We start from the raw sequence: 22,179 nt of genomic DNA, 5'->3' as shown, positions 1-22,179 counted from the left end.
AGGCGTTCAGCTCGATTGCGGTCGACGGAAACCAGACCGCCAGGTGCAGGCACTACCGCTGCTGCGATCCCGCGTCTTCTGAAGCGGTAGGCCTGAAAATCGATGACGTCGATCTCTCGGAGCTGAATGAATCCTATGCTGTCCACGTGATCTACCGCCGCGACAAGCTGGCACTGACCCGAACAAGCTGAACGTCAAAGGCGGCTCGATCACGTCGCGACGCCTGCGCTATGGAAAGGCCACGCCGCGGCAGGGTCTTTTACTGGAGGCGATGCGGGACGAGGGCGAGCGGTGGAAGATGTTCGGCGAGCTCATCGAGGGCTGCAACGTGCAGGAGTAGCGATGGCGCCCCAGGCCGTTTCAACTGCCGCATTCACATCGGTTCAATTCCGATCTCTCTGATGATCGCGGCCCATTTGGCAGTTTCCGACGCCATGAAGTTTCTGAGTTCTTCCGGGCCGAGGACAAGCGGTTCGGCGCCTTGCTCGACGAGGAGCGTGCGCACCTTGGGATCATTCTCGGCCTCCACCACAGCGGCATACAGCTTGTCGATCACGGCCTTGTTTGTGTTAGCCGGCGCGAGCAGGGCAAGCCAGGCAGAGCTCTCGTAGTCCGGAAGGCCTGCCTCGGCAGCCGTCGGGATGGCGGGTAGCGCAGTCATGCGTTTGCTGCTGGCGACCGCGAGCGCCCGCGCATCGCCGTTCCTGATCAGGCCGATCACGTTGGGCAGAAGTTGGAATCCGAGCGGCACCTGGCCGGAGATGAAGTCCGGCGTATAGTTGGAAATGTTGCGGTAGGGAACGTGAGTTAGCTCGGTGCCCGTGAGCTGCTCGAAATAGGCGCCCGCCAGGTGCTGCGACGAGCCTACACCGACCGTCCCGTAGTTCAGCTCCCGAGGATGCGCCTTGGCATAGTCGATCAGCTCGTGCAGCGATTTCGGCGGCAGCCTCGAATTGATCACGATGACGTTCGGCAGTGTCGCGAACAAGCCGATGGGCGCGAGATCCTTGATCGGATCGTAGGGGAGCTCCTTGTACAGCGATCTGTTCGCGGCCAATGGGCCGGAGGTGCTCATCAGCAACGTGTAGCCGTCCGGTGCCGCATGCGCTGCGGCCGCGGTGCCGATATTGCCGCCGGCGCCCGGGCGGTTGTCGACCACAAAGACCTGCCCGAGTGACGAGCCCATGCGGTTGAGCAGGATGCGCGTGATTACATCGCTGGCGCTGCCGCCGGCAAAGGGCACGAGCACCTGGATCGGCCGGGCACGATAGTCTTGCGCTTGCGCAGGAACCAGCCCGGTTGCGGCGAGAGCCGCGCCTGCGCCGAGCGACAGCAAGGACCTGCGGTCAGGGTGAAACCCCTCAGCGTGCCGCGCCGTAATGCCCGTGATCTTGCTGCGACCGAACCTTGCCATCTCGGACTGAATCTCCCGACTGTGTCTTGTCTGCGAGCCCTGAGATCGTCCGGGACAAGAGTCGTCGGGATCAGCGCCAGGTCGCGATTTTCTGCGCCTGGACCGTAGTTAGCGGCTTGATGCAGCCATCATGCCGGCCGGTCTCAAAACTTACCAACCCGTCTCATTTCTTGTCCGCGTAGAGATTCTGCATTCAGGAGATCGTTTTCCGCCGTGGCTTCCTGCGCTCTTTGCGGGAGGACGAGCTCGCGCCGCCCGAGGCGGGCTCGACAAACTCTCTCGCCACGGCGGCGGCCTGCGCAAGGTCTTGGCTGATGACATCGAGTACGGCCTTCGCCGCGACGGACACCGCTCGTCGTGGATGATGCACCCAGGCAATCGAGCGCACGATCCTCTGCTCATCGAAGCGATGCGCCCGGATGGTGCCGCTCGCCAGCGATTGCCGGAGTGCGATGGTCGGCAGCACGGTCGCGAAATCGGTGGTGGCAATGACGTCGCACAGGGCGGGCAGAGTGTCGAGCTCCAGCCGCGGCCGCAGGTCGATGCCGACGGAGGCGGCATGCTCGTCAAGGATCAGCCGAAGGCCGTGGCGCTTCGAGGGCAGCACGAGATCGAAATTCGCGATGTGGTCGAAGCGTAATTTGGCATGCGGCTTGGTCGGATTCTCCCTCCTGCAAGCAAAAACCATCTCCTCGTCCATGATGTGATGTGCGGCCAGCGGCGTCTTCCGCCGCGGCACGTTGATCAGCGCGAAATCGAGCTGGCCGGTGTTGACCCAGTCGACCAGCGTCTCGGTATAGCCCTCGCAGGCGGACAGCGTGATCTCGGGATAGCGGCTGGCGACCGTCGCCGACGAACTGGCCATGGTGCTCTGCGCCACCGAGGTGATGAGGCCGACCGAGACGCGGCCCGAGATGCGGCCGCCGAGCTGGGCCATCTCCTGCCGCGCATATTCGGCATCGCGCACGATCGGCGCTGTCAGCCGCACCAGCGCTTCACCGGCGCTGGTCAGCGTCATGCCCTGGACGCTGCGATCGAACAGTTTTTGGCCGAGCTCGGCTTCGAGCTTGGCGATCTGCATGCTCAGCGCCGGCTGCACGATGTTGAGCTGGCGCGCGGCCCGGGTGACGTTCTTCTCCTCGGCCAGGCACAGGAAATATTGCATCTGCCTGAGTTCCACGGACCCGTCCTTCCTTCGCCGGTCTTGCACCCGAACCATCATCGCAAATGATGAATGATATAATCAATCATTATTTGTGATGATGATTGCGATTGCCTAGTCTCACGGCGGACCCGCGTGGCGCGGAGCTCAGGGAGCGAAACCACAAATATGCAGGACGCAACGCCCAAGCGGATGATCATCGGCATTTCCGGCGCCTCGGGCGTCACCTATGGCGTGCGCCTGCTGCAGCTGCTGCGCAATGCCGGCGTCGAGACTCATCTGGTGATGTCGAAGACGGCCGAGCTGACCTTTGCCTATGAGACCGATTTGAAGATCGCGGAGGTAAGGGCGCTCGCCAATGTCAACCATGCGATCGACGACATGGCCTCGGCGATTTCGAGCGGCTCGTTCCGCACCGCAGGGATGATCGTGGCGCCGTGCTCGATGCGCTCGATGTCTGAAATCGCCTCGGGCGTGACCACGACCCTGCTCACTCGCGCCGCCGATGTGGTGCTGAAGGAGCGCCGGCGCCTGGTACTGATGGTGCGCGAGACGCCGCTGCACACCGGGCATCTCAGGACAATGACGGCGCTCTCAGAGATGGGCGCGATCATCGCGCCGCCTGTGCCGGCCTTCTACGCCAAGCCTGAAAACCTCGACGACATGGTCGAGCACACCGTCGGCCGCGTGCTCGACCTGTTCGACATCGATATCGGCGTGGTGCGCCGCTGGGGCGAGGACGAAGCGCTCAAGCGTCGCTCGCCGTCGCTGCGCAAGATCGCGCCCTGACCTTAAGGAAAGACCCGTATGCGAATGGAAAATGTTGCGAGCAAGGGTGTGAGCTCGCCCGCCGATCTGCGCACCTGGCTCGCCTACCTCGCCGAACGCGGCAGGCTCGCCATTGCCCGCGAGGGCATTGGGCTGGCTGACGAACTCGCCGCGATCGCCAAGCGGCTGGAGCGCGATAGCGCGGTGCTGTTTCCGCGTCCCGACGGGCACGAGATTCCTGTCGTCGCCAATCTCTTCGCCGGCCGTGACTGGGTCGCCGAATCCATCGGCGTCACCGAGGACCAGTTATTGCCGCGGTTCCTGGCCGCCGCGAGTAACCCGTTGCCGACGCATGAGGTCGCGAGTGGGCCGGTGCAGGAGGTCGTGCACGACGAGGTCGATCTGCTGCGCCAGCTTCCGGTGCCCAAGCACAACGAGCGCGACAGCGGCCCCTACATCACGGCCGGCCTGCTGATCGCCCGCAATCCCAAGACGGGCGTGCAGAACGTCTCGATCCACCGCTGCCAGATCTCCGGCAAGAACCACATCGGCGTGCTGCTGTTGCCGCGGCACACGTTCTCCTATTATCGCATGGCGGAAGAGTTGGGACAGGCGCTGGAGATCGCGATCGTCATCGGCGCGCATCCGGCGCTGCTGCTGGCCTCGCAAGCGATCGCCGCGCTCGACGAGGACGAGATGGCGATTGCCGGTGCGCTGCTCGGCTCTCCCGTGGACGTCGTCAAATGCCGCACCAATTCGGTCCGCGTGCCCGCTCATGCGGAGATCGTGATCGAGGGCCGCATTCTGCAAGGCGTGCGCGAGCCGGAGGGGCCGTTCGGCGAATTCCCCCAATATTACGGTCCGCGCGCCAATCGCGAGGTGATCGAGGTCGATGCCATCACGCATCGCAAGGCGCCGATCTTCCACACCATCGTCGGCGGCGGTTTTGAGCATCTGATCCTCGGCGGCGTGCCGCGCGAGGCGACGCTGCTCCAGCATCTGCGCCGCAGTTTTCCGAACGTGATCGACGTCCGCCTCACGCGCGGCGGCACCTGCCGCTATCACCTCGCGATCAGAGTCGATAAGACCAATGATGGCGAGCCGAAGAACATCATGATGTGCGCTTTCGGCGCCCACTACGACATCAAGCAGGTGGTCGTGGTCGACAAGGATGTCGACATCTCCTCGTCCGAGGAGATCGAATGGGCGGTGGCGACGCGCTTCCAGGCCGACCGCGATCTCATGGTCGTCGCCGGCGCGCTCGGCTCGAAACTCGATCCGACCACCGACAACGGCATCAGCGCCAAGATGGGCCTGGATGCGACCGCGCCGGTCAGTGCGCCCGAGCTCGCCTTCAAGCGCATCCGTGTCAAGGGCGAGGAGGAGGTCGATCTGGCCACCGCCTTGCAGGCCGACCCCGGCGTCGCGATCGCGCGGCTGCTTGCGGAGGCGGGGACATGAGCGGGTTACCGCTTGGAAGCAACTTGCGTCGGTTTGCGCGATTGGAATATGTAGCTGACGCTGCTTATAGTGCCGCGCCAACAAGGCAACCATTTTGCGGCGCAATGCCGGGAGGAAGGAACTGATGTCGACGGCCCTGCGCATTGCTCATGGCGCTTTCGGCAGGGTCGCTCTGCTCGACATGGATCGTTCGCTGGTCCGCCACGCCCATCATCATTGCCACGTCCTGCTCAAGGTCGAGGGCGCCGACACGCAGTTCCTGGTGGGCGACCGGGTCACGCCGCTGACGGACACCGCCGCCGTGCTGGTCGACGGCTGGAAGCCGCATGCCTATGTGCACGACGCCAACCGTCCGCGCACGCTCATCATGGCGCTCTATATCGAGCCGGAATGGCTGAAGGAGTTCCGCCCCGGCTGGGCCGCGAGCGGCGCGCCGGGCTTTTTCGAGCGGCCGTCAGGCGAGGTGTCACCGCGCATCCGCCAGCTCACACTGCATTTGGCGTCCGAAATGATGGCGAATCCGGATGCGGTGCGGACTCACGAGCAGACGCTGTCGGACCTCATGATCGCGGTGATCGAGCGCTTCACGCCGTGGCGCAGCTTTCCGGTCTCGATCCGCGGCATGAGTGCAGTGAGCTGCGACTGGCGCATTCGCCGCGCGATGGACGCGATGCGGACGCACGATTCCTATGCCAACGTCGATCAGTTCGTGAAGGGCGCCGGCCTGTCGCGAGCGCAATTCTTCCGCCTGTTCGAAACCTCGCTCGGCGTCTCGCCAAAACTCTATCTCAACGTCGTCCGCATGGAGCGCGCGCTCGATGCGGTGATGCGCGAGGAGACGCCGCTCGGTGAGCTCAGCGAGCGTTTCGGCTTTCCGGAGCCGGCGCATTTCACGCGCTTCTTCCGCGATCATGCCGGCGTCAGCCCGCGCGAGTTTCGCAACGTCTCGCGTCTTGCCGGCTGATATTGCGCTGCACGCTCTCGAATGAGACGATTTGGTAAGTCGTGAGAGCGGGCGGTATGGCCGCCGCGCCCCCTGTCCTGACAAACGTCACCGTCGCGTCAAAGAGCGCGTCGGGAGGTATGCCGGGACATGGTGCAGGCTGCGGTTCAATCCGCAAATTCAGTCGATCAAATTGGCGACAGGCCGTGGGTCGGGCGTTCGATCGAGCGCGTCGAGGACGCTGCGCTGCTCAGCGGCCGCGGCCGCTTCATCGACGATCTCGGCGTACAGCCCGGCACGCTGCACGCGGCGATCCTGCGCTCGCCGCACGCGCATGCCGATATCCTCTCGATCGACATTGAAGCCGCAAAACGCCTGCCGGGCGTTGCCGCGGTCCTGACCGGCGAGCAGGTCAAGGCGGTCACAACAACCCTCGTTGTCGGCGTGAAGGCGCCGGTCGAGTGCTGGCCGATCGCGATCGACCGGGTGCGCTATGTCGGCGAGCCCGTGGCTGTGATCGTTGCCACCGACCGCGCCCGCGCCGAGGATGCGGCCGAGCTGATCAATGTCGAGTATCGCCCGCGCGGCGCCGTCGTTGATCCGCTCGGCACGCTCGTCTCAGGCGCGCCTGTCCTTCACGACGGCTTTCCCGGCAATCTCGCCAGCGACCGCGCCTTCCGTTACGGCGACCCCGAAAAGGCCTTTGCGGATGCGCCGCATCGCTTCTCCATCGACATCCGCTATCCCCGCAATTCCTGCACGCCGATCGAGACCTATGGCGTCGTCGCCTCGCATGATGCCGGCGAGGACGCCTTCGAGGTGCTCGCCAATTTCCAGGGCCCGTTCAGCATCCACACCGTGATCGCGCGCGCGTTGAAAGTGCCGGGCAACCGGCTGCGGCTGCGCACGCCGCCGGATTCCGGCGGCAGTTTTGGCGTCAAGCAGGGCGTGTTTCCCTATATCGTGCTGATCGCCGCCGCCGCCCGCGTCACGGGTCGGCCGGTGAAGTGGATCGAGGACCGGCTCGAGCATCTCACCGCATCGGTGTCGGCCACCAACCGTGCAACGACGCTGGCCGCGGCGGTTGCGGCCGACGGAAAGATCCTCGCGCTCGACTGGGACCAGGTCGAGGATTGCGGCGCGCATCTGCGCGCGCCTGAGCCGGCCACGCTCTACCGCATGCACGGCGATCTGACCGGCGCTTACGACATCCGTCACGTCAAAATCCGCAACCGCGTCGTCGTCACCAACAAGACGCCGACCGGCCTCAACCGCGGCTTCGGCGGACCGCAGGTCTATTTCGCGCTGGAAGGGCTGGTGCAGCAAATCGCGATCGGGCTCGGCCTCGATCCGCTCGATGTCATCAAGCGCAATCTGATCGATGCCGGCGCGTTTCCCTATCGTACTGCGACCGGCGCGCTGCTCGATTCCGGCGACTATCAAGAAGCGATCGCGCGCGCGGTCGAGCAGGGCAGGCTCGCGGAGCTTAGGGCGAAGCGTGTCGAGGTGCGGGCGCGTGGCGGCCTCTACGGCATCGGCTTCACCGCCGTGGTCGAACCCAGCGTCTCCAACATGGGCTACATCACCACCGTGCTGACGGCGGCCGAGCGCCGCAAGGCGGGCCCGAAGAACGGCGCGCAGGCGACCGCAACCGTCGGGCTCGATCCGGTTGGCAGCGTCACCGTTCACGTGGCGTCGGTGCCGCAGGGGCAGGGCCATCGCACCGTGCTGTCGCAGGTCGTCGCCGATGTCTTCGGCCTTCAGCCAAAGGAGATCCGCGTCAACACCGAGATCGACACGGCAAAGGACGCCTGGTCGATTGCGTCGGGCAATTACGCCAGCCGCTTTGCTGCGGCCGTGGCCGGCACGGCGAAGCTCGCGGCCGAACGCGTTGCGGGCCGTCTTGCCCGCATCGCGGCCAGCCAGCTCAACGTCGAAGCCTCGGACATCGTGTTTGCAAAAGGCTTCGTCGCCTCAAGACACAATCCGGAGAACCGGATCGCGTTCTCGCGCGTCGCAGCGCTGAGCCATTGGTCGCCCGGATCGCTGCCCGATGATGCAGGCCAGACCATCCGCGAGACCGTGTTCTGGACGCCGCCGGAACTGACTCCGCCGGACGAGGACGACCGCATCAACTCCTCGCTCTGCCACGGTTTCATCTTCGATTTCTGCGGTGTCGAAATCGATCGCACCACGCTGGAGACGCGGATCGACCGTTACGTTACCATGCACGACTGCGGCACGATTTTACATCCCGGAATGGTCGATGGCCAGATCCGTGGCGGTTTTGCCCAGGCGCTCGGCGCCGCGCTTTACGAGGAATATGCCTACGCCGAGGACGGCAGCTTTCTGACGGGAACGCTCGCCGACTATCTGCTGCCGACCGCGACCGAGGTGCCGGAGCCTGAGATCATCCACATGGAGACGCCGTCGCCGTTCACGCCGCTTGGCGCAAAAGGCGTCGGTGAAGGCAATTGCATGTCGACTCCGGTTTGCATCGCCAACGCGGTCGCGGATGCGCTTGGCATTGCCGACATCACGCTGCCGCTGGTGCCGGCACGGCTCGCCGAGATGGTGCGTGGCGCCGAGCCGCCGCCTCCGGCAGGCGGCGCGACCGCGGCGCCTGTGCGCGAAGGCGACCGGCGGCTACGCGGCGAGGGGCAGGCCTCGGTGAAGGGCGCGCCCGAGCAGGTCTGGGCCATGCTGCTTGATCCGAACACGTTGCATTCCGTCATTCCCGGCTGCCAGCGCGTCGACAAGGTCACCGACACGCATTTCCGTGCCGACGTCACGCTCGGCATCGGCCCCGTCAGTGGGCGCTATCGCGCTGACGTCGATTTGTTCGATCTCGATCCGCCGCGCGCGGTGACCCTGCGCGGTGGGGCCACAGGTGCACTTGGCTTTGGCAACGCCGAGGGACGCATCACGCTTGCGCCCGATGGCAAGGGCGGGACAAAGCTGACCTACAGCTATGACGCCGCGATCGGCGGCAAGGTCGCCAGCATCGGCGGGCGCCTGCTCGATGGTGCGACACGCGTGATCATTGGCCAGTTCTTCACCGCGCTCGCCCGCAAGGCCGGTGGCGGCGGCGCATCGGGCGGCGGCTTCTCGCTGTTCGCGCTGCTGGCAAAGCTCGCGAGCCTGTTCGGGGGACGCCGATGAAGCCGCCCGCTTTCGACTATGTCCGCGCCGAGACAGTTGGCGACGTCCTCGATGGGCTCGCGCAGGAGGCCGGCAATGCGCGCGTGCTCGCCGGCGGCCAATCGCTGATGGCGATGCTGAACATGCGCCTTGCCAAGCCAAAACTCCTGATCGACATCATGCGTCTCAAGGAGCTTCGCAGGATCGAACGGCAGAAGGACGCCGTCGTGATTGGGGCCGGGGTGCGCCAGGCCGATCTGCTGGCCTGGCCGGATCTGGCCGAGGTGCTGCCGCTGGTGGCGATGGCGCTGCCCTGGGTCGGGCACATGCAAACCCGCAGCCGCGGCACCATCTGCGGCTCGCTCGCGCACGCCGATCCAAGTGCTGAGATGCCGCTCACCCTGGTCGCGCTCGGTGGTGAGGTGCATCTGCGTAGCGCAAAGCGGCGGCGCCGGGTGGCGGCAAAAGACTTCTTCGCCGGCATGATGCTGACCGCGCGAGCCGATGACGAACTGATCGAGGGCATCTCGCTTCCGGTGGTCCGCGAACGCCGCTTCGCCTTCCGCGAGGTCGCGCGCCGGCATGGCGATTTCGCCATCGTCGCCTGTGCGGCGATGAAGACCCCGAGCGGCGTGCGCCTCACCGTAGGCGGCGTCGCTGACGTTCCGACCGCGCGCGACTGGCCGCGGCTCGATGGGACTGCACTCGACGACGCGCTCAACGCCTTTGCCTACGAGCTCGGTGCGCGTGACGACGTCCACGCGACCGCGCGTTACCGCCGTGACCTCGTCCGCATGATCGGCCGCGATTTGATCTGCGAGGTACTGCAATGATCCGCCTCAAGGCAGATAGCCGCCATCCTGTCCGCTTCACGTTGAACGGCAAGCCGGCCGAGGCCGAGGCCGAGCCGCGCATGCTGCTCTCGGATTTCCTGCGCCATCAGTTGGGCGCGACCGGCACCCATGTCGGCTGCGAGCACGGCGTCTGCGGAGCCTGCACAATCGTCGTCGACGGCATGCTCACGCGCTCCTGTCTCACGCTCGCGGCGCAAGTCGATGGTTGCGATCTGAGAACGGTGGAAGGGCTTGCACCGTCGGCTGATCGGCTCGGCGTGCTCCAGCGCGCGTTCCGCCGCAACCACGCGCTCCAGTGCGGCTTTTGCACAGCCGGCATCTTGATGTCGCTTGACGACTACCTCAGCAAGAACGCCAAGCCGACCGAAGCGGCGATTCGCGATGTCCTAAGCGGCCATCTGTGCCGCTGCACCGGCTACACCCCGATCATCCAGGCGGCGCTCGAAGCTGCTGCGGAGCTCCGTTCAACCACAAAAGAGACGTCAGATGCTTGATCTCGCCTGCAGCTTCGTAACCAGCGTGGCGCGCGATCCCCACGCCATTGCGCTGGTCGATGGCGACCTGCGCCTGACCTATCGGCAATGGTACGACAAGATTTCTGCCCTGGTGGCGTCCTTCGATCGCCTTGGCCTCATGCCGGGCGACCACGTCGTCACCCTGCTGCAGAACCGCTGGGAGGCGGCGACGCTGCACTGGGCCTGCCAGTTCGCAGGCCTCGTGATCACGCCGATCAACTGGCGCGCCAAGGCTGACGAGCTCGATTACTGCATCGAGAACGCCGAAGCCTGCGCGGTTTTCTATCAGGACATTTCCGCCGAAGCCGTCCAAGGCTCGGCGCTTGCCGGCCGGCTGCTGCGTATATCCGTCGATCCGGGGACAGGTGAGGTGGCGAGCTTCGCCGACATGCTCGGGGACCGCGCGCCGGACGCCGAGCCGCGTGTCGGCGCCGACGCCTGGTCGATCATGCTCTACACCTCGGGCACGACCTCGCGGCCGAAAGGCGTCCCGCGGCGGCATCGCGCCGAGCGGGCCGCTGCGATCGCCCATGTCGCGCAAAATCTCTACGGCCGCAGCGAGCGCACCCTCGGCGTGATGCCGCTCTACCACACCATGGGCGTCCGCTCGCTGCTGGCGATGTCGCTGATCGGCGGCACCTTCATCTGTCTGCCGCGCTACGACAGCCGCCAGGCGCTGGCGCTGATCGAGAAGGAAGAGATCACCAATCTGTATCTGGTGCCGACGCTTTACCACAACCTCGTCCATCACGAGGCCTTTGCCGCGACCGATGTGTCGAGCGTGCGCAAGCTCGGCTTTGCCGGCGCGTCGATGACCGACGGTCTCCTGAAAAAGCTGAACGCCGCATTCAAGCCGGAGCTGTTCGTCAATCACTACGGCAGCTCAGAGATCTACACCTTTACGATTGACCAGAACGCTCCGGCAAAACCGGGCTCGGCCGGCAAGGCGGGGCTCAATCAGCACGTCAAGGTCGTGCGCATCGGCGCGCGTTCAGTCACCGACCTCGCCGCGGTCGGCGAGGAGGGCGAGATCATCGCAACGCTTGCCGGCGACGAGGCGTTCGAAGGCTACTGGCGCCGTCCGGAAGCGGATGCGAAATCGCTGCGCGAGGGCTGGTATTTTACCGGCGATACCGGCTTCGTCGATCCCGACGGTGATCTGTTCGTCACCGGACGCGTCGACGACATGATCATCACCGGCGGCGAGAACGTCTCGCCGGTCGAGATCGAGAGCTGCCTGTCGCTGCATCCGGCGGTCGACGAGGTCGCTGTGGTCGGCGTCGCCGATGAGAAATGGGGCAAGGTCGTCGCCGCCTTCGTCAAGCGCAACCGCTCCGTGTCCGAGGTCGAGCTGGAGCAGTTCTGCCGCACCTCCGGGCTCGCCAATTTCAAGCGCCCCCGCCGCTACGTCTTCGTCGACGCCATTCCCAAATCGCCGGTCGGCAAGCTGCTACGGCGACTGCTGGTCGCCGGAGAATACGAGGCCGAGCGCCTGCCGCCATCGGACGCTGCCTGATCATCAATCATCAACAGAAGGAAGCATAGATGCCGTCACCCTATATATTTGCTGATCCCCGGCTCTCCAAGCTCGACGGGTTCAAGGTCGAGATCGACGAGGCGCATGAGCGCGCTGACATCATTCTCGGACGTCCGCCCTATAACGTCGTGGCGATGCCGCAGCGTGACCAGCTCCGGCTGACCTTCGAGACGCTCGACGAGGATCCGCGCGTCCGCATCATCGTGCTGCGCGGCGAGGGCGAGCACTTCTCCAGCGGCGGCAATATCGGCGGCTTCATGGAAGCTAGCCCCGAGCACGTCTCCAAGCTCGCCTGGAACATCGCGGCGCCCGCGCGTTGCGCCAAGCCTGTCATCGTCGCCAACCGCGGCTATTGCTTCGGCGTCGGCTTCGAGCTCTCGCTCGCGTGCGATTTCCGCATCGCGTCGGAGACCGCGCAATACGCGCTGCCGGAGCAGAAGCTCGGCCAGATCCCGGGTTCGGGCGGCTCGGCGCGCCTTCAGAAAATGGTCGGCATCACCCGCACCAAGGACATCGTGATGCGCTCTAAGCGCATCTCGGCGAAGCAGGCGCTGGACTGGGGCATCGCGACCGAATGCGTGCCGGATGCCGAGCTGGAGAAAGCGACCGACAAGCTGGTCGACGAGCTCCGCACCTTCTCGCCACTGGCGCAGCGCACAGCCAAGAAGCTCCTGAACGACACCGAGGATTCGACGCTGGCCATCGCGATCGAACTCGAGGGCCATTGCTATAGCCGTCTGCGCCAATCGGCGGATTTCAAGGAAGGTGTCGAGGCCTTCAACACCAAACGTGCTCCGAAATTTACGGGGCTATAGTCCAGGAACGGACGTGACCCGGCGGAAGACTGCCGCTCGCCGGGTTACGTCGTGCTGCGCGCCTTGCAGATAACATCCAGGATCAGCAATTCATGATATCAATGCAGGCTCGAAATCTCATCGACGGTCATTGGCAACCTGCTCAATCCGGCCGAACGGTCCCGAGCATTGACCCGTCGACCCAGCAAATATTGGGATGCTATCCAGCAAGCGGACGGGCGGACGCGGAAGCGGCAGTTGCCGCGGCGCGCCGCGCCTTTGATCGTCCGGGCTGGGCACAGAATGCGCGGCTCCGGCAACTTGTGATGCTGCGATGGGCCGATCTGATGGAGAACCGCGGCGAGCAATTGGCGCATCTCCTCACATTGGAGAATGGAAAGCCGCTCGCGCACTCGCGGGGCGAGATCGCCGCTAGTGTATCTGAGATACGCTACTATGCCGGCTTGACGCGCTACATTCCCGGCCACGTGTTCGAAGTCGAGCCAGGAGCATATTCGACCCTGTTTAAGGAACCGGCCGGCGTCGCCGGGCTCATCATCCCGTGGAATGCGCCTGCCGTGCTTTTGATTCGCGCACTTACGCCTGCCCTTTGCGCGGGCTGTACCGTCGTTATAAAGCCAGCGCCACAAACCGCATTGATTACTGCGGAGCTTGTAAAATGCCTCCACGAAATCGGCGGCTTGCCCAACGGAGTTGTCAATCTTCTCTCAGAAGAACGGCATGAGGTTGCGCAATATCTCGTCACCTCACCCGAAGTGGATGTCATTAGCTTCACCGGTTCAAACGCGACGGGCCAGCGCATTATGGTTGCGGCGGCCCCGTCCATGAAGAAGTTGTCGCTTGAGCTGGGCGGGAAGTCCGCCTGCCTAGTATTTGAAGATGCGGACGTGGCGGACGTCGCCCCGAAGCTCGCTGCGGCAGCTACGATCATCGCCGGGCAACAGTGCACCGCGGCCCGGCGTGTGCTGGTTCATGCTTCGCGTTACGACGATATGAAGGCAACACTCTGCTCCGCGCTTGCACGTGTCAAAGTCGGGACCGGAATAGAACCAACGGTCGAGATGGGACCTCTAATCGATGCGACCTCTCTTGAGAGCGTCACCAAACGGATTGCGGAAGCCGTCGAGCTCGCCGACGAAGTCGTTCTTCGCGGGGGACGGCCGGACGGTGATTGTTCTCGAGGGTTCTTTCTGACGCCGACCCTTGTCGCGCACAGCGACACCGCTGCATTCTTCGTCCAAGAGGAAATCTTCGGCCCGTTGGTGGTGATTGAGAAGTTCGAAGACGAAAAGGAGGCTGTCGTTCGGGCTAATCACAGTGAATATGGCCTCTCAGCCAGTGTATGGACCAACGACGGCGCACGCGCGATGCGGGTGGCACGCGCGTTGCGGAATGGCACCGTCTGGATAAACGACCACAACAAGCTGTTTGCCGAAGCTGAGACGGGTGGCTACCGCCGCAGCGGACTTGGCCGCCTCCATGGTTATGAGGCGCTGAACGACTTTGTCGAGATCAAGCATGTCTATCAAAATTGCGGTGTGGTGTAGAGGCGGGCGATCTCCTTCGATAACGTTACCGTCAAGTCGTGTCAGCTCAGCCGCCGTTGCATGGTCGACAACGGTTGGCCGGCGCTTCCTTCGATCTTCAGCTTGGCCTCCATAAAATCGAGAAACGCGCGCAGGCGTCGCGACTCCTTGCGCTTGCCGAGGAATGTCGCACTGACCTGCAGTGACGGACTTTCCCAGTCAGTGAGCACGCGAACCAGTCGTTTGGCTCTCACATCGTTCAGACACATGATGTTAGGAAGAATGCCAAGTCCGACTCCACCGATTACGAGTTCGCGTGCCACGCCGATGTGATTCACGGAGATCCGTCCGACAACGTCGATGACCTTGACACCAAGCCCACTGCGGAAATTCCAGACGCCTTCGGCGCGCTGATGTTCGGTCACGATGCAATCGAAGCGTTCAAAATCGTCGACGCTGAGGGGAACGCCTCTTCTTTCCAGGAACGAGGGGCTCGCGTAGACGCCGCGCGCAATGCTTGCCAGGTGGCGGATGCCGCCGTGTGTCTCGGGGAGAGTGCCAAGTTGCACCGCAACATCGTAGGGCTCGACCGACACGTCGATCCACCGGCTGTTGGCGTCGATCACAAGATGGATATCTGGAAAACTGACGGCGAATGCGGCGATTGCGCTGCTTAGCCAGCCGGTGCCGAAATCCACGGGCATGCTGACCCGGAGCATTCCCCGCAGCTCGGTTTGCATTCGCGTTGTTCCAAGACCCGCTTCCTCAATCTCGGCGGCGATGCGTTCGCAGTGCTCGTAGAGAGCTTGGCCGATGTCGGTCACGGCAAGCGTGCGGCCTCCCTTTTTGAAGAGGACGGCTCCGAGCTGATCTTCCAGAAACATCAGCTTACGGCTGACTGTGGATTTTGGAATATCGAGCTTTCTCGACGCGCTGCTAATGCTGCGGGCATTGACGACCTCGAAAAACAGCAGGAGCGCGTTCAGGTCCAATTTTCTGGTCATAGCCTGCATCCCTTCCACCCGGGACCCATCAGTTCGTCCCATATTTGGAACGGCGTAGCGTCGAAAATGCGCTATCGTCCCGACTTTGGCAAGCATAGGGTCAATTCAAGGTTCGGACCGAGATCGGATTTGGTCTTTCCGGACCAGGGCGCAGCGAAGCCAAAAAGCAAAAAAGACGCGGTCCACGCACCGATCCGGGAGAAGACAATGGCGCACATTTCCAGGCGACACTTGCTCGCCGCTGCGGCCGCGAGCTCATTTGCGTTGCCATCATCTATCCGGCACGCGATGGCGGCGGCGGACATTCGGGTGCGGTGGGCATCGCTGCAGCCAGGTTTTACGGTGCTGCCGGTCCAGTACATTCTCGCCAACGACCTTGGCAGCAAGAACGGTCTCTCCTTTCCCGATCCGGCTCCGTATACGGCCGTGTCGACCTACTACAACGACTTCGTCGCTGGAAACTACGACGTCTGCATTGGGAGTTGGGATACCTTCGCTGCCCGCTACCAGGCCGGTGTGCCCATCAAGTACCTCTGTACGATCACCGACGCCAACATGATCGCCCTGTTGGCACCCAAGGGCGGCGTCGACAACGTGTCTCAGCTCAAAGGCAAGACGATCGCGGCCCTGCAGTCGACCGGTACGTATCGCATGGTCAAAGCCCTCATCAACGAGGCGTTCGCATTCGACATCGAAAAAGAGGCAACGATCCAGAACGTCGACAATCCTGCCGCGTCGGTGACGCTGCTGATGGCCGATCGAGCCGACGCGGCCTTGTCGTGGGAGCCTAACATAACGACCGGGCTGATGAAGAAGCCTGACTTACGTGTGATCTTGAAGGCAGGCGACGTCTATAAACGGCTCTCTGGCGGGCTGGAGCTACCGTATTTTGGGGTGGCGATCCGCAAGGAATTGGCCGATGCCAATCCTGGCATCGCGGCGAAGGTCAGCAAGGTCTTCGAAGATTGCCTCAGCGGCATCAACGCGAACACGACGAAGGCTGTCGATCTGTTCGGCAGCAAGACTGGCATTGCGCCGGATACGCTTAAGGAGGCCATGAGTTCGAAGCGCCTCGCTTTCAACTACCGGCCTATGAGCGATGACCTTTCGAGATCGTCGATACTTCTTGCAAGCGAGTTTTTAGCGCGCAACGGCCTGCTGACCAGGCCGGTCGATCAGAACTTCTTTGCCGCCTGACCCATCATGACGGAAAGACCGATGTCTATTGCGGTAGATCGAACCTCGCGTCCGGAGCGCTCAGTCGCTGCGGAACTCGTTAAGCCGCTGGCCGGAGTGGCCGCAGCGCGGAAGAATCCCGAGGGAAGACGCGATATCTTCGCGACGTGCGTTGTTGTCATTGTCCTTCTTGTTGCAATGGAAATCACCAGCCGCTTCGTGCCGGACTACATCATGCCGTCGCCCGTGACCGTCTGGAATGCGGCACGGGAGCTGTTCTTCTCGGATCCCTACCACGTTGCCGTTACGCTCGTCCGTCTCGCCATTTCCGTCGTGATTGCGATGGTTGCGGGGGTATTGATCGGACTCGCGATGGGAATGTTTCCTTCCGTTCGCCCATATCTGAAGGCCATCGTCGTTATCGATACTGGTATTCCCGCGCTGTCGTGGATGCTGATTGCGGTGTTCTGGTTCAAAAATCCGGAATCGAGAATTTTCTTCATTCTGCTCGTCATCCTGCTGCCGTTCTACGCCCTCAACGTCTACGAAGGCGTACGCGCTTTACCGAAAGAGCTCGTCGACATGATCGAGAGCTTCCGTCCGTCGCGTTGGCAGGTGCTTCGCTATCTCATTCTCCCGCACATCGTGGCCTACATTTTCCTTACCACGAAATCGGTGATCGGCTACGCGATCCGCATGGTGATCTTCGCCGAACTCGTCGCATCCGCCGTCGGTATCGGCGCGCGAATGAACCTCGCCCAGTCGACATTTCGGATCGATCAGGTGCTGGCATGGACCTTCTTCCTCGTGATCCTAAACCTGCTGTTGCAGGCAATCGTGAACGGACTGGAAAAGATCTCTCTGAAATGGCGTGCGGAGGCGACGGTAAGATGAGCGAAGAAGCTCTCATTGAGGTTCACGACGTTACCAAGACGTTCGGGAACTATCTGGCGGTCGATAACCTTTCGATGAGTGTCCGCCGCGGTGAAATCGTCGTTCTTCTCGGACAGACCGGTGCCGGAAAAAGCACAGTCCTGAATTTGATCATGGGTACGACGTGCCCCAACTCCGGTCAGATCCGGGTGGCCGGCTTCGATCCCTATGCGTCCTTCAAAGCGCTCAAGGGACGGCTTTCGGTCAGCTTCCAGACCGACAGGCTCTTGCCGTGGCGGACGGCAGTCGAGAACGTTGAATTGGGACTTCTTATTCTGGGAAACTCCAAGTCACGGGCACGCGCGAGCGCCAGAGAGTGGCTTGCGCGGGTCCGTCTCGACGGCGCCGACGATAAATATGTCCACGAACTTTCAGGAGGCATGCGCCAGCGCGTATCACTTGCGCGCGCGCTCGCCATCGACCCCGAAATCGTGTTTCTCGACGAGTCGTTCAGTCAGCTCGACCATGTGACGTCGAAAACGTTGCGTCGCGATTTTCTTCAGATAGCGCGCGAATTTCGAAAGACCTGCTTGCTGATTACCCACCGGATTGACGACGCACTCGAAATGGCCGACCGCGCGCTAGTGTTGAGCCCTCCAGCCAGGGTCGCGCTCGAGGTGCAGATCAGCGACGAAGCGAGGTACGACCCGCACAAGATCGCCGAACTCCACGCTCAGATCGCATCTGCCATGGGCGGCGAATCACAGACCGAACATTGAAATCATCGGAGACGAAGAGATATGAGCTACCAGGATGTCATCCTCAACCGCGAAAACGGCTGGGTCGAAATCACGATCAACCGACCCGACAAGCTCAATTCGCTTCGAGAACAGACGGCCGACGAGATCCTCGCGATACTGAATGAAGTCGAGCACGACAGGAGCGTACGGGCGGTCATTTTGCTTGGCAGCGACAAGGCATTTTGCACGGGGATCGATACCAGCGAGTTCCAGATTGAGGAAAACGGCTATTTTGACTTCTACCGATACCGGAAGAGGACCCGGAAGGTGAATCGGCTCTTCAAGGACATCGGTGGTTTCACCAAGCCGCTGATAGCCGCCATCGAGGGGTTTGCGTTGGGCGGCGGCCTGGAGCTCGCACTAGTCGGAGACATCATAGTCGCCGGCGCCAACGCAAAATTCGGGCTGCCCGAGATCAAGCTCGGAATGATGCCCGGCGGTGGCGGCACCCAGACGCTCCCACGGTTAATAGGGAAGCCGCTCGCAAAGGAATTGATGTGGACCGGCAGGCGGATCACCGCCGCGGAGGCCGAGCGCTACCGTATCCTCAATCACGTCACGGAGCAGGGGAAAGCGCTAGAAAAGGCTCGCGAAATCGCCAAAAGCATCAGCGACAACGCGCCGATCCCGGTGATGATGACGAAGTCCGTGATCGATCGCGGCATCGACATGTCGCTTGCGGACGGCTTTGACGCCGAGGGTGACGCTTCCTTCCTGCTTTACTTCACCAAGGATCGCGACGAAGGGCTGGCAGCTTTTCGTGAAAAGCGGTCACCTGCATTCCGCGGAGAGTGACAATGACTGCGAAGAAACGCGACATCGTAATCGCCGGGTATTCGGAGACGGCGATTGACTTCAAGACCGGACGCAGCGCGTTTGACCTTGGAGGTGAAGCCTTGGCCAAGCTTCTGGCCGCAACCGGCATTTCAAAGGATGTCATCGACGGCCTCTCCGTGACCACTCCGCTGAGCGAGTGTCCCAATCCGTTCTTTGCAGTCTACATGACGGAGGCATTGGGCCTTACGCCGACCTGGCTCAACTACGGCGGGACTGGCGGATGCTCGGCGACCGGGGGTGTTGCCCGCGCGGCATCTGCCATTCGCGACGGACATTGCGAGGTCGTCGTCGTTCTGTCCGCCGACGCTCCAAGCACGGCGTGGCGTGCAAACTACGGAGCCTACCGTTCCGAATTCCAGGATCCGCCCGGCGTCCAAGGACCGCCGGCGACATTCGGGCTTCTGATGAGCAGGTACAACCATCAGTTTGGCATCAAGTCGGAAGCGCTGGGAAAGATCGCGATTACGCAGCGCGAACATGCTCTCCACAACGAGAACGCCTACGCAAAGTTCAAGACGCCGATTACGATGGCAGACTATGAAAAATCGCGCGTCATTGCCGACCCGCTGCGTCTCCTCGACTGCGTCATGTTTTGCGACGGCGCGAACGCTTTTCTCGTAACGACAGAAGAAAAGGCTCGCAGCCTCGGGATCACCAAAATGGCATTTCCAACGGCCTATGCCGAGGTGACGAATTTCAATGGAAGTAAGCCGCTTTCGGAGATCACCGAGACCGGATTCTCGGCGATAGCGCCGAAGATCTTTAAGCAATCAGGCCTGACAGCGAAGGACATTCGCATGTTCCAGCCTTATGACGACTTCACCATTGCCGTCATGATGAAGTTCGAGGATTTCGGCTTCTGCAAGCGTGGGCAGGGCAGCGACTTTACCCTCGATACTGATCTCTCCCACAAGGGAACGCTGCCACTCAACACCGGAGGAGGCCAGATCTCGGCCGGTCAGCCCGGACTTGCCAGCGGGGGGCTCAATCTAGCCGAGGCAGTTCGACAATTGTTTGGCGAAGGTGGTGGACGCCAGGTGGCAAATCCGAAGAACGCGCTGGTGACCGGCATCGGCGTGATTCCCTATGCGCGGAACTGGGGTACCAGCGCCGCTATGATTTTGGAGGCATAAAATGGCTGATGAAAAGACGGGACGTCCCGTCCCGAAGCCTTCGGTTTACGTTGACACCAAGCCGTTCTGGGATGGAGCCAAGGTAGGCAAACTGGTGCTGCAGTACTGCAAGGATACCGGCCAGTTTCAGCACTATCCGCGCCCGGTCAGCATCTTCACTGGCAGCCGGAATTTGGAATGGCGCGAGGTGGCCGGTAAGGGCACGATCTATGCCTGCACCGTGATCCGCGTTCCCGGCCCCGGTCTCGAGGGACGGCTTCCCCTTTCCGTTGCAACCATCCAGCTCGACGAAGGCGTGCGCATCCTTGGCAACATCCTGAACAAGGACGTGGACACGGTCAAAATCGGCCAGCGCGTGGAAGTGGCGTGGGATCGTCTTTCTGAGGAAGTGCAATATCCAGCATTTAACGTGGTCTGAGGCATCCGACATGCGCCTGGAAACCATACTTAGCGCGCAAGCGGTGCGCCATCCTGACCGGATTGCTCTGATCTGCGGTGACGATCGGATTACCTACAAGGATCTCGACCGTAGAATCCGGAGCGTCGCGAGCGGTCTTCGGTCGCAAGGCGTCGGTCCGGGCGATCGAATCGTCGTGTTTCTTCCCAACTGCATCGAGATCGTCGAACTATTCTATGCGGCATTCTCGGTAGGCGCGATCGTGATCCCGGTCACGACGCGGCTGACGCCGCACGAATTGCAGCACATCTGTTCCGACAGTCAGCCCCTGGCGATTGTGTTCGAAGGAAATGGCTCGTCTATTTCGGACGTGCTGCAGAAAAATCCGGATGCGATCTGGGTCACCACTGGACGTGCCGTAGAGGGCTCAGTCGAATATGCGGAGCTTAGAAATGCGGAGCCCGGTCGGTTGCCGCGGCTGTCGATCGAATCGGACGACGCAATCATAATGTACACTTCGGGGACGACCGGAAAGCCGAAGGGAGCGATCATAACGCACTCGAATGTTGTTGTTCAGCATTGTTTCATAAACGCCGTCGAATGGGAAATTTCGAGCGAAGACCGCTATCTTGTGACGACGCCGCTCGCCCATCGGACCGGCTTTGCCCGGCTCGCCAATTCGCTGACGCTCGGCGGCACGCTCGTCGTCATGAAGAAGTTCGATCCGCGTGAAACGGTCGACACGATCGCGAAAGAACGGATCACCGTCGTCGGTATGGTCCCGACGGTATGCCGGATGCTGCTCCCCGAGATCAAAGACGATCCTTCGCGCTGCGCATCGCTGAGGCGCATCGTCGTGACGGGCGAAGCGTTCCCGGTTGAATTAAAGAATCAATTTCTAGCGCTGCTGCCGGACGTGCGACTGGTGTCGTTTTTTGCGATGACTGAGGTGGGAGGCGTGACCTCGCTGTCGCATGAGGAGCAGTTCGATCACGCCTCCTCGATCGGCCGTCCGACGCCCGGCGTCGAGGTTCAGATCGTCGATGATGCAGGTGTTGAGGTGAAGACCGGTGAGCCGGGCGAACTACTCGTACGCGTAGGGCAGCCAGGCCGATATTCCGTGATGCGGGGCTACTACAATCGGCCCGACGAAACAGCGAACACCATAAAGGACGGGTGGATACATACGGGCGACGTCGCCAAGGCGGACGACGACGGCTACCTCTATATCGTCGATCGCAAGAAGGATATGGTCCTGAGCGGCGGCTTCAATATCTACACCAAGGAAGTCGAGCAGGCCCTGCTGCAGAATCCCGAGGTCGCCGACGCCGCTGTTATCGGAGTGCCCGATGCCGTCTTCGGAGAGGCGGTTGCGGCCTTCATCGAGCGATGTCCAGGCACAAGCCCGACGCCGTCCTCAGTTGTCGAACACGTGCGCAATCTGGTCGCTGGATATAAGAAGCCCAAGTACGTATTCATAGTCGACGCGTTACCGCGGAATTCTCTCGGTAAGGTGCTCAAACGATCTTTGCGGGATCAGGCAGTCAACGTCGACGACAGCGTCGGGTCGCTGGAAAAGAGCGCCTAGCGTCTCGCTTACAAAGCAAGGGCGCATGTACTCCTACGACCCCATCGCGGCGCATTGGGCGAGCCGGCGTGGAATGGCCGCAACGTCGGTTGGCCGAAACGGCCCCCCTATCTGGCCGAAACTGCCCCGTTAGTCGTCGGATAGTCGAAGCTAAGGAAGAAAGCCTCCATGGCCGGTGACTCTAGCAGCACGTCAGCTAATGGAACAACGCAAGGCCCTCGCTGGTCTCCGCGCG

Annotated in this window: 19 protein-coding genes and 1 pseudogene; 17 read left to right on the top strand and 3 right to left on the bottom strand. The window is 62.3% G+C overall.

Features of this window, described 5'->3' with window-relative positions:
- Nucleotides 1–63: 63 nt before the first annotated feature.
- A pseudogene (locus BRA1253DRAFT_RS45180) lies at nucleotides 64–214 on the top strand (acetyl-CoA C-acyltransferase); the annotation flags it as partial.
- Between the two features lie 159 nt (nucleotides 215–373).
- Here the strand turns inward: BRA1253DRAFT_RS45180 and BRA1253DRAFT_RS11745 are convergent.
- Together BRA1253DRAFT_RS11745 and BRA1253DRAFT_RS11740 are read right to left on the bottom strand one after the other, a co-directional pair.
- The gene (locus tag BRA1253DRAFT_RS11745; protein ID WP_007594269.1) at nucleotides 374–1,414 is read right to left on the bottom strand and encodes a tripartite tricarboxylate transporter substrate binding protein; all 1,041 of its coding nucleotides are present in this window, start codon (nucleotides 1,412–1,414) and stop codon (nucleotides 374–376) included.
- Between the two features lie 193 nt (nucleotides 1,415–1,607).
- Complete coding sequence (locus tag BRA1253DRAFT_RS11740; RefSeq protein ID WP_007594268.1) at nucleotides 1,608–2,579, bottom strand: LysR family transcriptional regulator; 972 nt, start codon at nucleotides 2,577–2,579, stop codon at nucleotides 1,608–1,610.
- A gap of 165 nt (nucleotides 2,580–2,744) precedes the next feature.
- Between BRA1253DRAFT_RS11740 and BRA1253DRAFT_RS11735 the strand changes: the two genes are divergently transcribed.
- The 9 genes from BRA1253DRAFT_RS11735 (at nucleotide 2,745) to BRA1253DRAFT_RS11695 (ending at nucleotide 14,157) form a co-directional block, all read left to right on the top strand.
- Nucleotides 2,745–3,365, top strand: coding sequence for a UbiX family flavin prenyltransferase (locus tag BRA1253DRAFT_RS11735; RefSeq protein ID WP_007594267.1), 621 nt, complete (start codon nucleotides 2,745–2,747; stop codon nucleotides 3,363–3,365).
- A gap of 18 nt (nucleotides 3,366–3,383) precedes the next feature.
- Nucleotides 3,384–4,805 (top strand): UbiD family decarboxylase, encoded by a 1,422-nt coding sequence (locus BRA1253DRAFT_RS11730; protein ID WP_007594265.1) that lies wholly within the window; start codon nucleotides 3,384–3,386, stop codon nucleotides 4,803–4,805.
- Between the two features lie 124 nt (nucleotides 4,806–4,929).
- On the top strand, nucleotides 4,930–5,769 hold the full coding sequence (locus BRA1253DRAFT_RS11725; protein WP_007594264.1) for an AraC family transcriptional regulator: 840 nt from the start codon (nucleotides 4,930–4,932) through the stop codon (nucleotides 5,767–5,769).
- 129 nt (nucleotides 5,770–5,898) lie between these two features.
- The gene (locus BRA1253DRAFT_RS11720; RefSeq protein ID WP_007594261.1) at nucleotides 5,899–8,910 is read left to right on the top strand and encodes a molybdopterin cofactor-binding domain-containing protein; all 3,012 of its coding nucleotides are present in this window, start codon (nucleotides 5,899–5,901) and stop codon (nucleotides 8,908–8,910) included.
- On the top strand, nucleotides 8,907–9,722 hold the full coding sequence (locus BRA1253DRAFT_RS11715; protein WP_007594258.1) for a xanthine dehydrogenase family protein subunit M: 816 nt from the start codon (nucleotides 8,907–8,909) through the stop codon (nucleotides 9,720–9,722). The genes BRA1253DRAFT_RS11720 and BRA1253DRAFT_RS11715 overlap by 4 nt, the downstream gene beginning before the upstream one ends.
- Nucleotides 9,719–10,237, top strand: a complete 519-nt coding sequence (locus tag BRA1253DRAFT_RS11710; protein WP_007594256.1) for a (2Fe-2S)-binding protein — start codon at nucleotides 9,719–9,721, stop codon at nucleotides 10,235–10,237. The genes BRA1253DRAFT_RS11715 and BRA1253DRAFT_RS11710 overlap by 4 nt, the downstream gene beginning before the upstream one ends.
- A complete protein-coding gene (locus BRA1253DRAFT_RS11705; protein ID WP_007594254.1) occupies nucleotides 10,230–11,774 on the top strand; it encodes an AMP-binding protein in 1,545 nt (514 codons plus the stop codon). The genes BRA1253DRAFT_RS11710 and BRA1253DRAFT_RS11705 overlap by 8 nt, the downstream gene beginning before the upstream one ends.
- Nucleotides 11,775–11,803: 29 nt before the next feature.
- Nucleotides 11,804–12,610: an enoyl-CoA hydratase/isomerase family protein gene (locus BRA1253DRAFT_RS11700; protein ID WP_007594252.1), complete on the top strand. Its 807-nt coding sequence runs from the start codon at nucleotides 11,804–11,806 to the stop codon at nucleotides 12,608–12,610.
- A 92-nt stretch (nucleotides 12,611–12,702) separates the two neighbouring features.
- Nucleotides 12,703–14,157 (top strand): aldehyde dehydrogenase family protein, encoded by a 1,455-nt coding sequence (locus BRA1253DRAFT_RS11695; RefSeq protein WP_007594250.1) that lies wholly within the window; start codon nucleotides 12,703–12,705, stop codon nucleotides 14,155–14,157.
- 41 nt (nucleotides 14,158–14,198) lie between these two features.
- On the opposite strand, the gene BRA1253DRAFT_RS11690 is transcribed toward BRA1253DRAFT_RS11695, so the two are convergent.
- On the bottom strand, nucleotides 14,199–15,140 hold the full coding sequence (locus BRA1253DRAFT_RS11690; RefSeq protein WP_007594248.1) for a LysR family transcriptional regulator: 942 nt from the start codon (nucleotides 15,138–15,140) through the stop codon (nucleotides 14,199–14,201).
- A gap of 207 nt (nucleotides 15,141–15,347) precedes the next feature.
- Between BRA1253DRAFT_RS11690 and BRA1253DRAFT_RS11685 the strand changes: the two genes are divergently transcribed.
- The 7 genes from BRA1253DRAFT_RS11685 to BRA1253DRAFT_RS11655 are packed head-to-tail and all read left to right on the top strand — an operon-like array spanning nucleotide 15,348 to nucleotide 21,944.
- On the top strand, nucleotides 15,348–16,337 hold the full coding sequence (locus BRA1253DRAFT_RS11685) for an ABC transporter substrate-binding protein (protein WP_007594246.1): 990 nt from the start codon (nucleotides 15,348–15,350) through the stop codon (nucleotides 16,335–16,337).
- A 6-nt stretch (nucleotides 16,338–16,343) separates the two neighbouring features.
- Nucleotides 16,344–17,210, top strand: a complete 867-nt coding sequence (locus BRA1253DRAFT_RS11680; RefSeq protein WP_245285895.1) for an ABC transporter permease — start codon at nucleotides 16,344–16,346, stop codon at nucleotides 17,208–17,210.
- Complete coding sequence (locus BRA1253DRAFT_RS11675; protein ID WP_007594244.1) at nucleotides 17,207–17,968, top strand: ABC transporter ATP-binding protein; 762 nt, start codon at nucleotides 17,207–17,209, stop codon at nucleotides 17,966–17,968. The genes BRA1253DRAFT_RS11680 and BRA1253DRAFT_RS11675 overlap by 4 nt, the downstream gene beginning before the upstream one ends.
- A gap of 21 nt (nucleotides 17,969–17,989) precedes the next feature.
- Nucleotides 17,990–18,784, top strand: coding sequence for an enoyl-CoA hydratase/isomerase family protein (locus BRA1253DRAFT_RS11670; protein ID WP_007594243.1), 795 nt, complete (start codon nucleotides 17,990–17,992; stop codon nucleotides 18,782–18,784).
- 2 nt (nucleotides 18,785–18,786) lie between these two features.
- Nucleotides 18,787–19,959 carry a thiolase family protein gene (locus BRA1253DRAFT_RS11665; RefSeq protein WP_007594241.1) on the top strand — a complete coding sequence of 391 codons (1,173 nt, stop codon included), beginning with the start codon at nucleotides 18,787–18,789 and terminating at the stop codon, nucleotides 19,957–19,959.
- Nucleotide 19,960: 1 nt separating this feature from the next.
- A complete protein-coding gene (locus tag BRA1253DRAFT_RS11660; protein ID WP_007594239.1) occupies nucleotides 19,961–20,377 on the top strand; it encodes a Zn-ribbon domain-containing OB-fold protein in 417 nt (138 codons plus the stop codon).
- A 10-nt stretch (nucleotides 20,378–20,387) separates the two neighbouring features.
- Nucleotides 20,388–21,944 (top strand): class I adenylate-forming enzyme family protein, encoded by a 1,557-nt coding sequence (locus BRA1253DRAFT_RS11655; protein ID WP_007594237.1) that lies wholly within the window; start codon nucleotides 20,388–20,390, stop codon nucleotides 21,942–21,944.
- Nucleotides 21,945–22,179 lie beyond the last annotated feature (235 nt).

Source organism: Bradyrhizobium sp. WSM1253 (assembly GCF_000244935.1).
Lineage (GTDB): Bacteria > Pseudomonadota > Alphaproteobacteria > Rhizobiales > Xanthobacteraceae > Bradyrhizobium > Bradyrhizobium canariense.
Note: the sequence above shows the minus strand (reverse complement) of the source record. Positions and strands in the feature narration are given on the sequence as shown.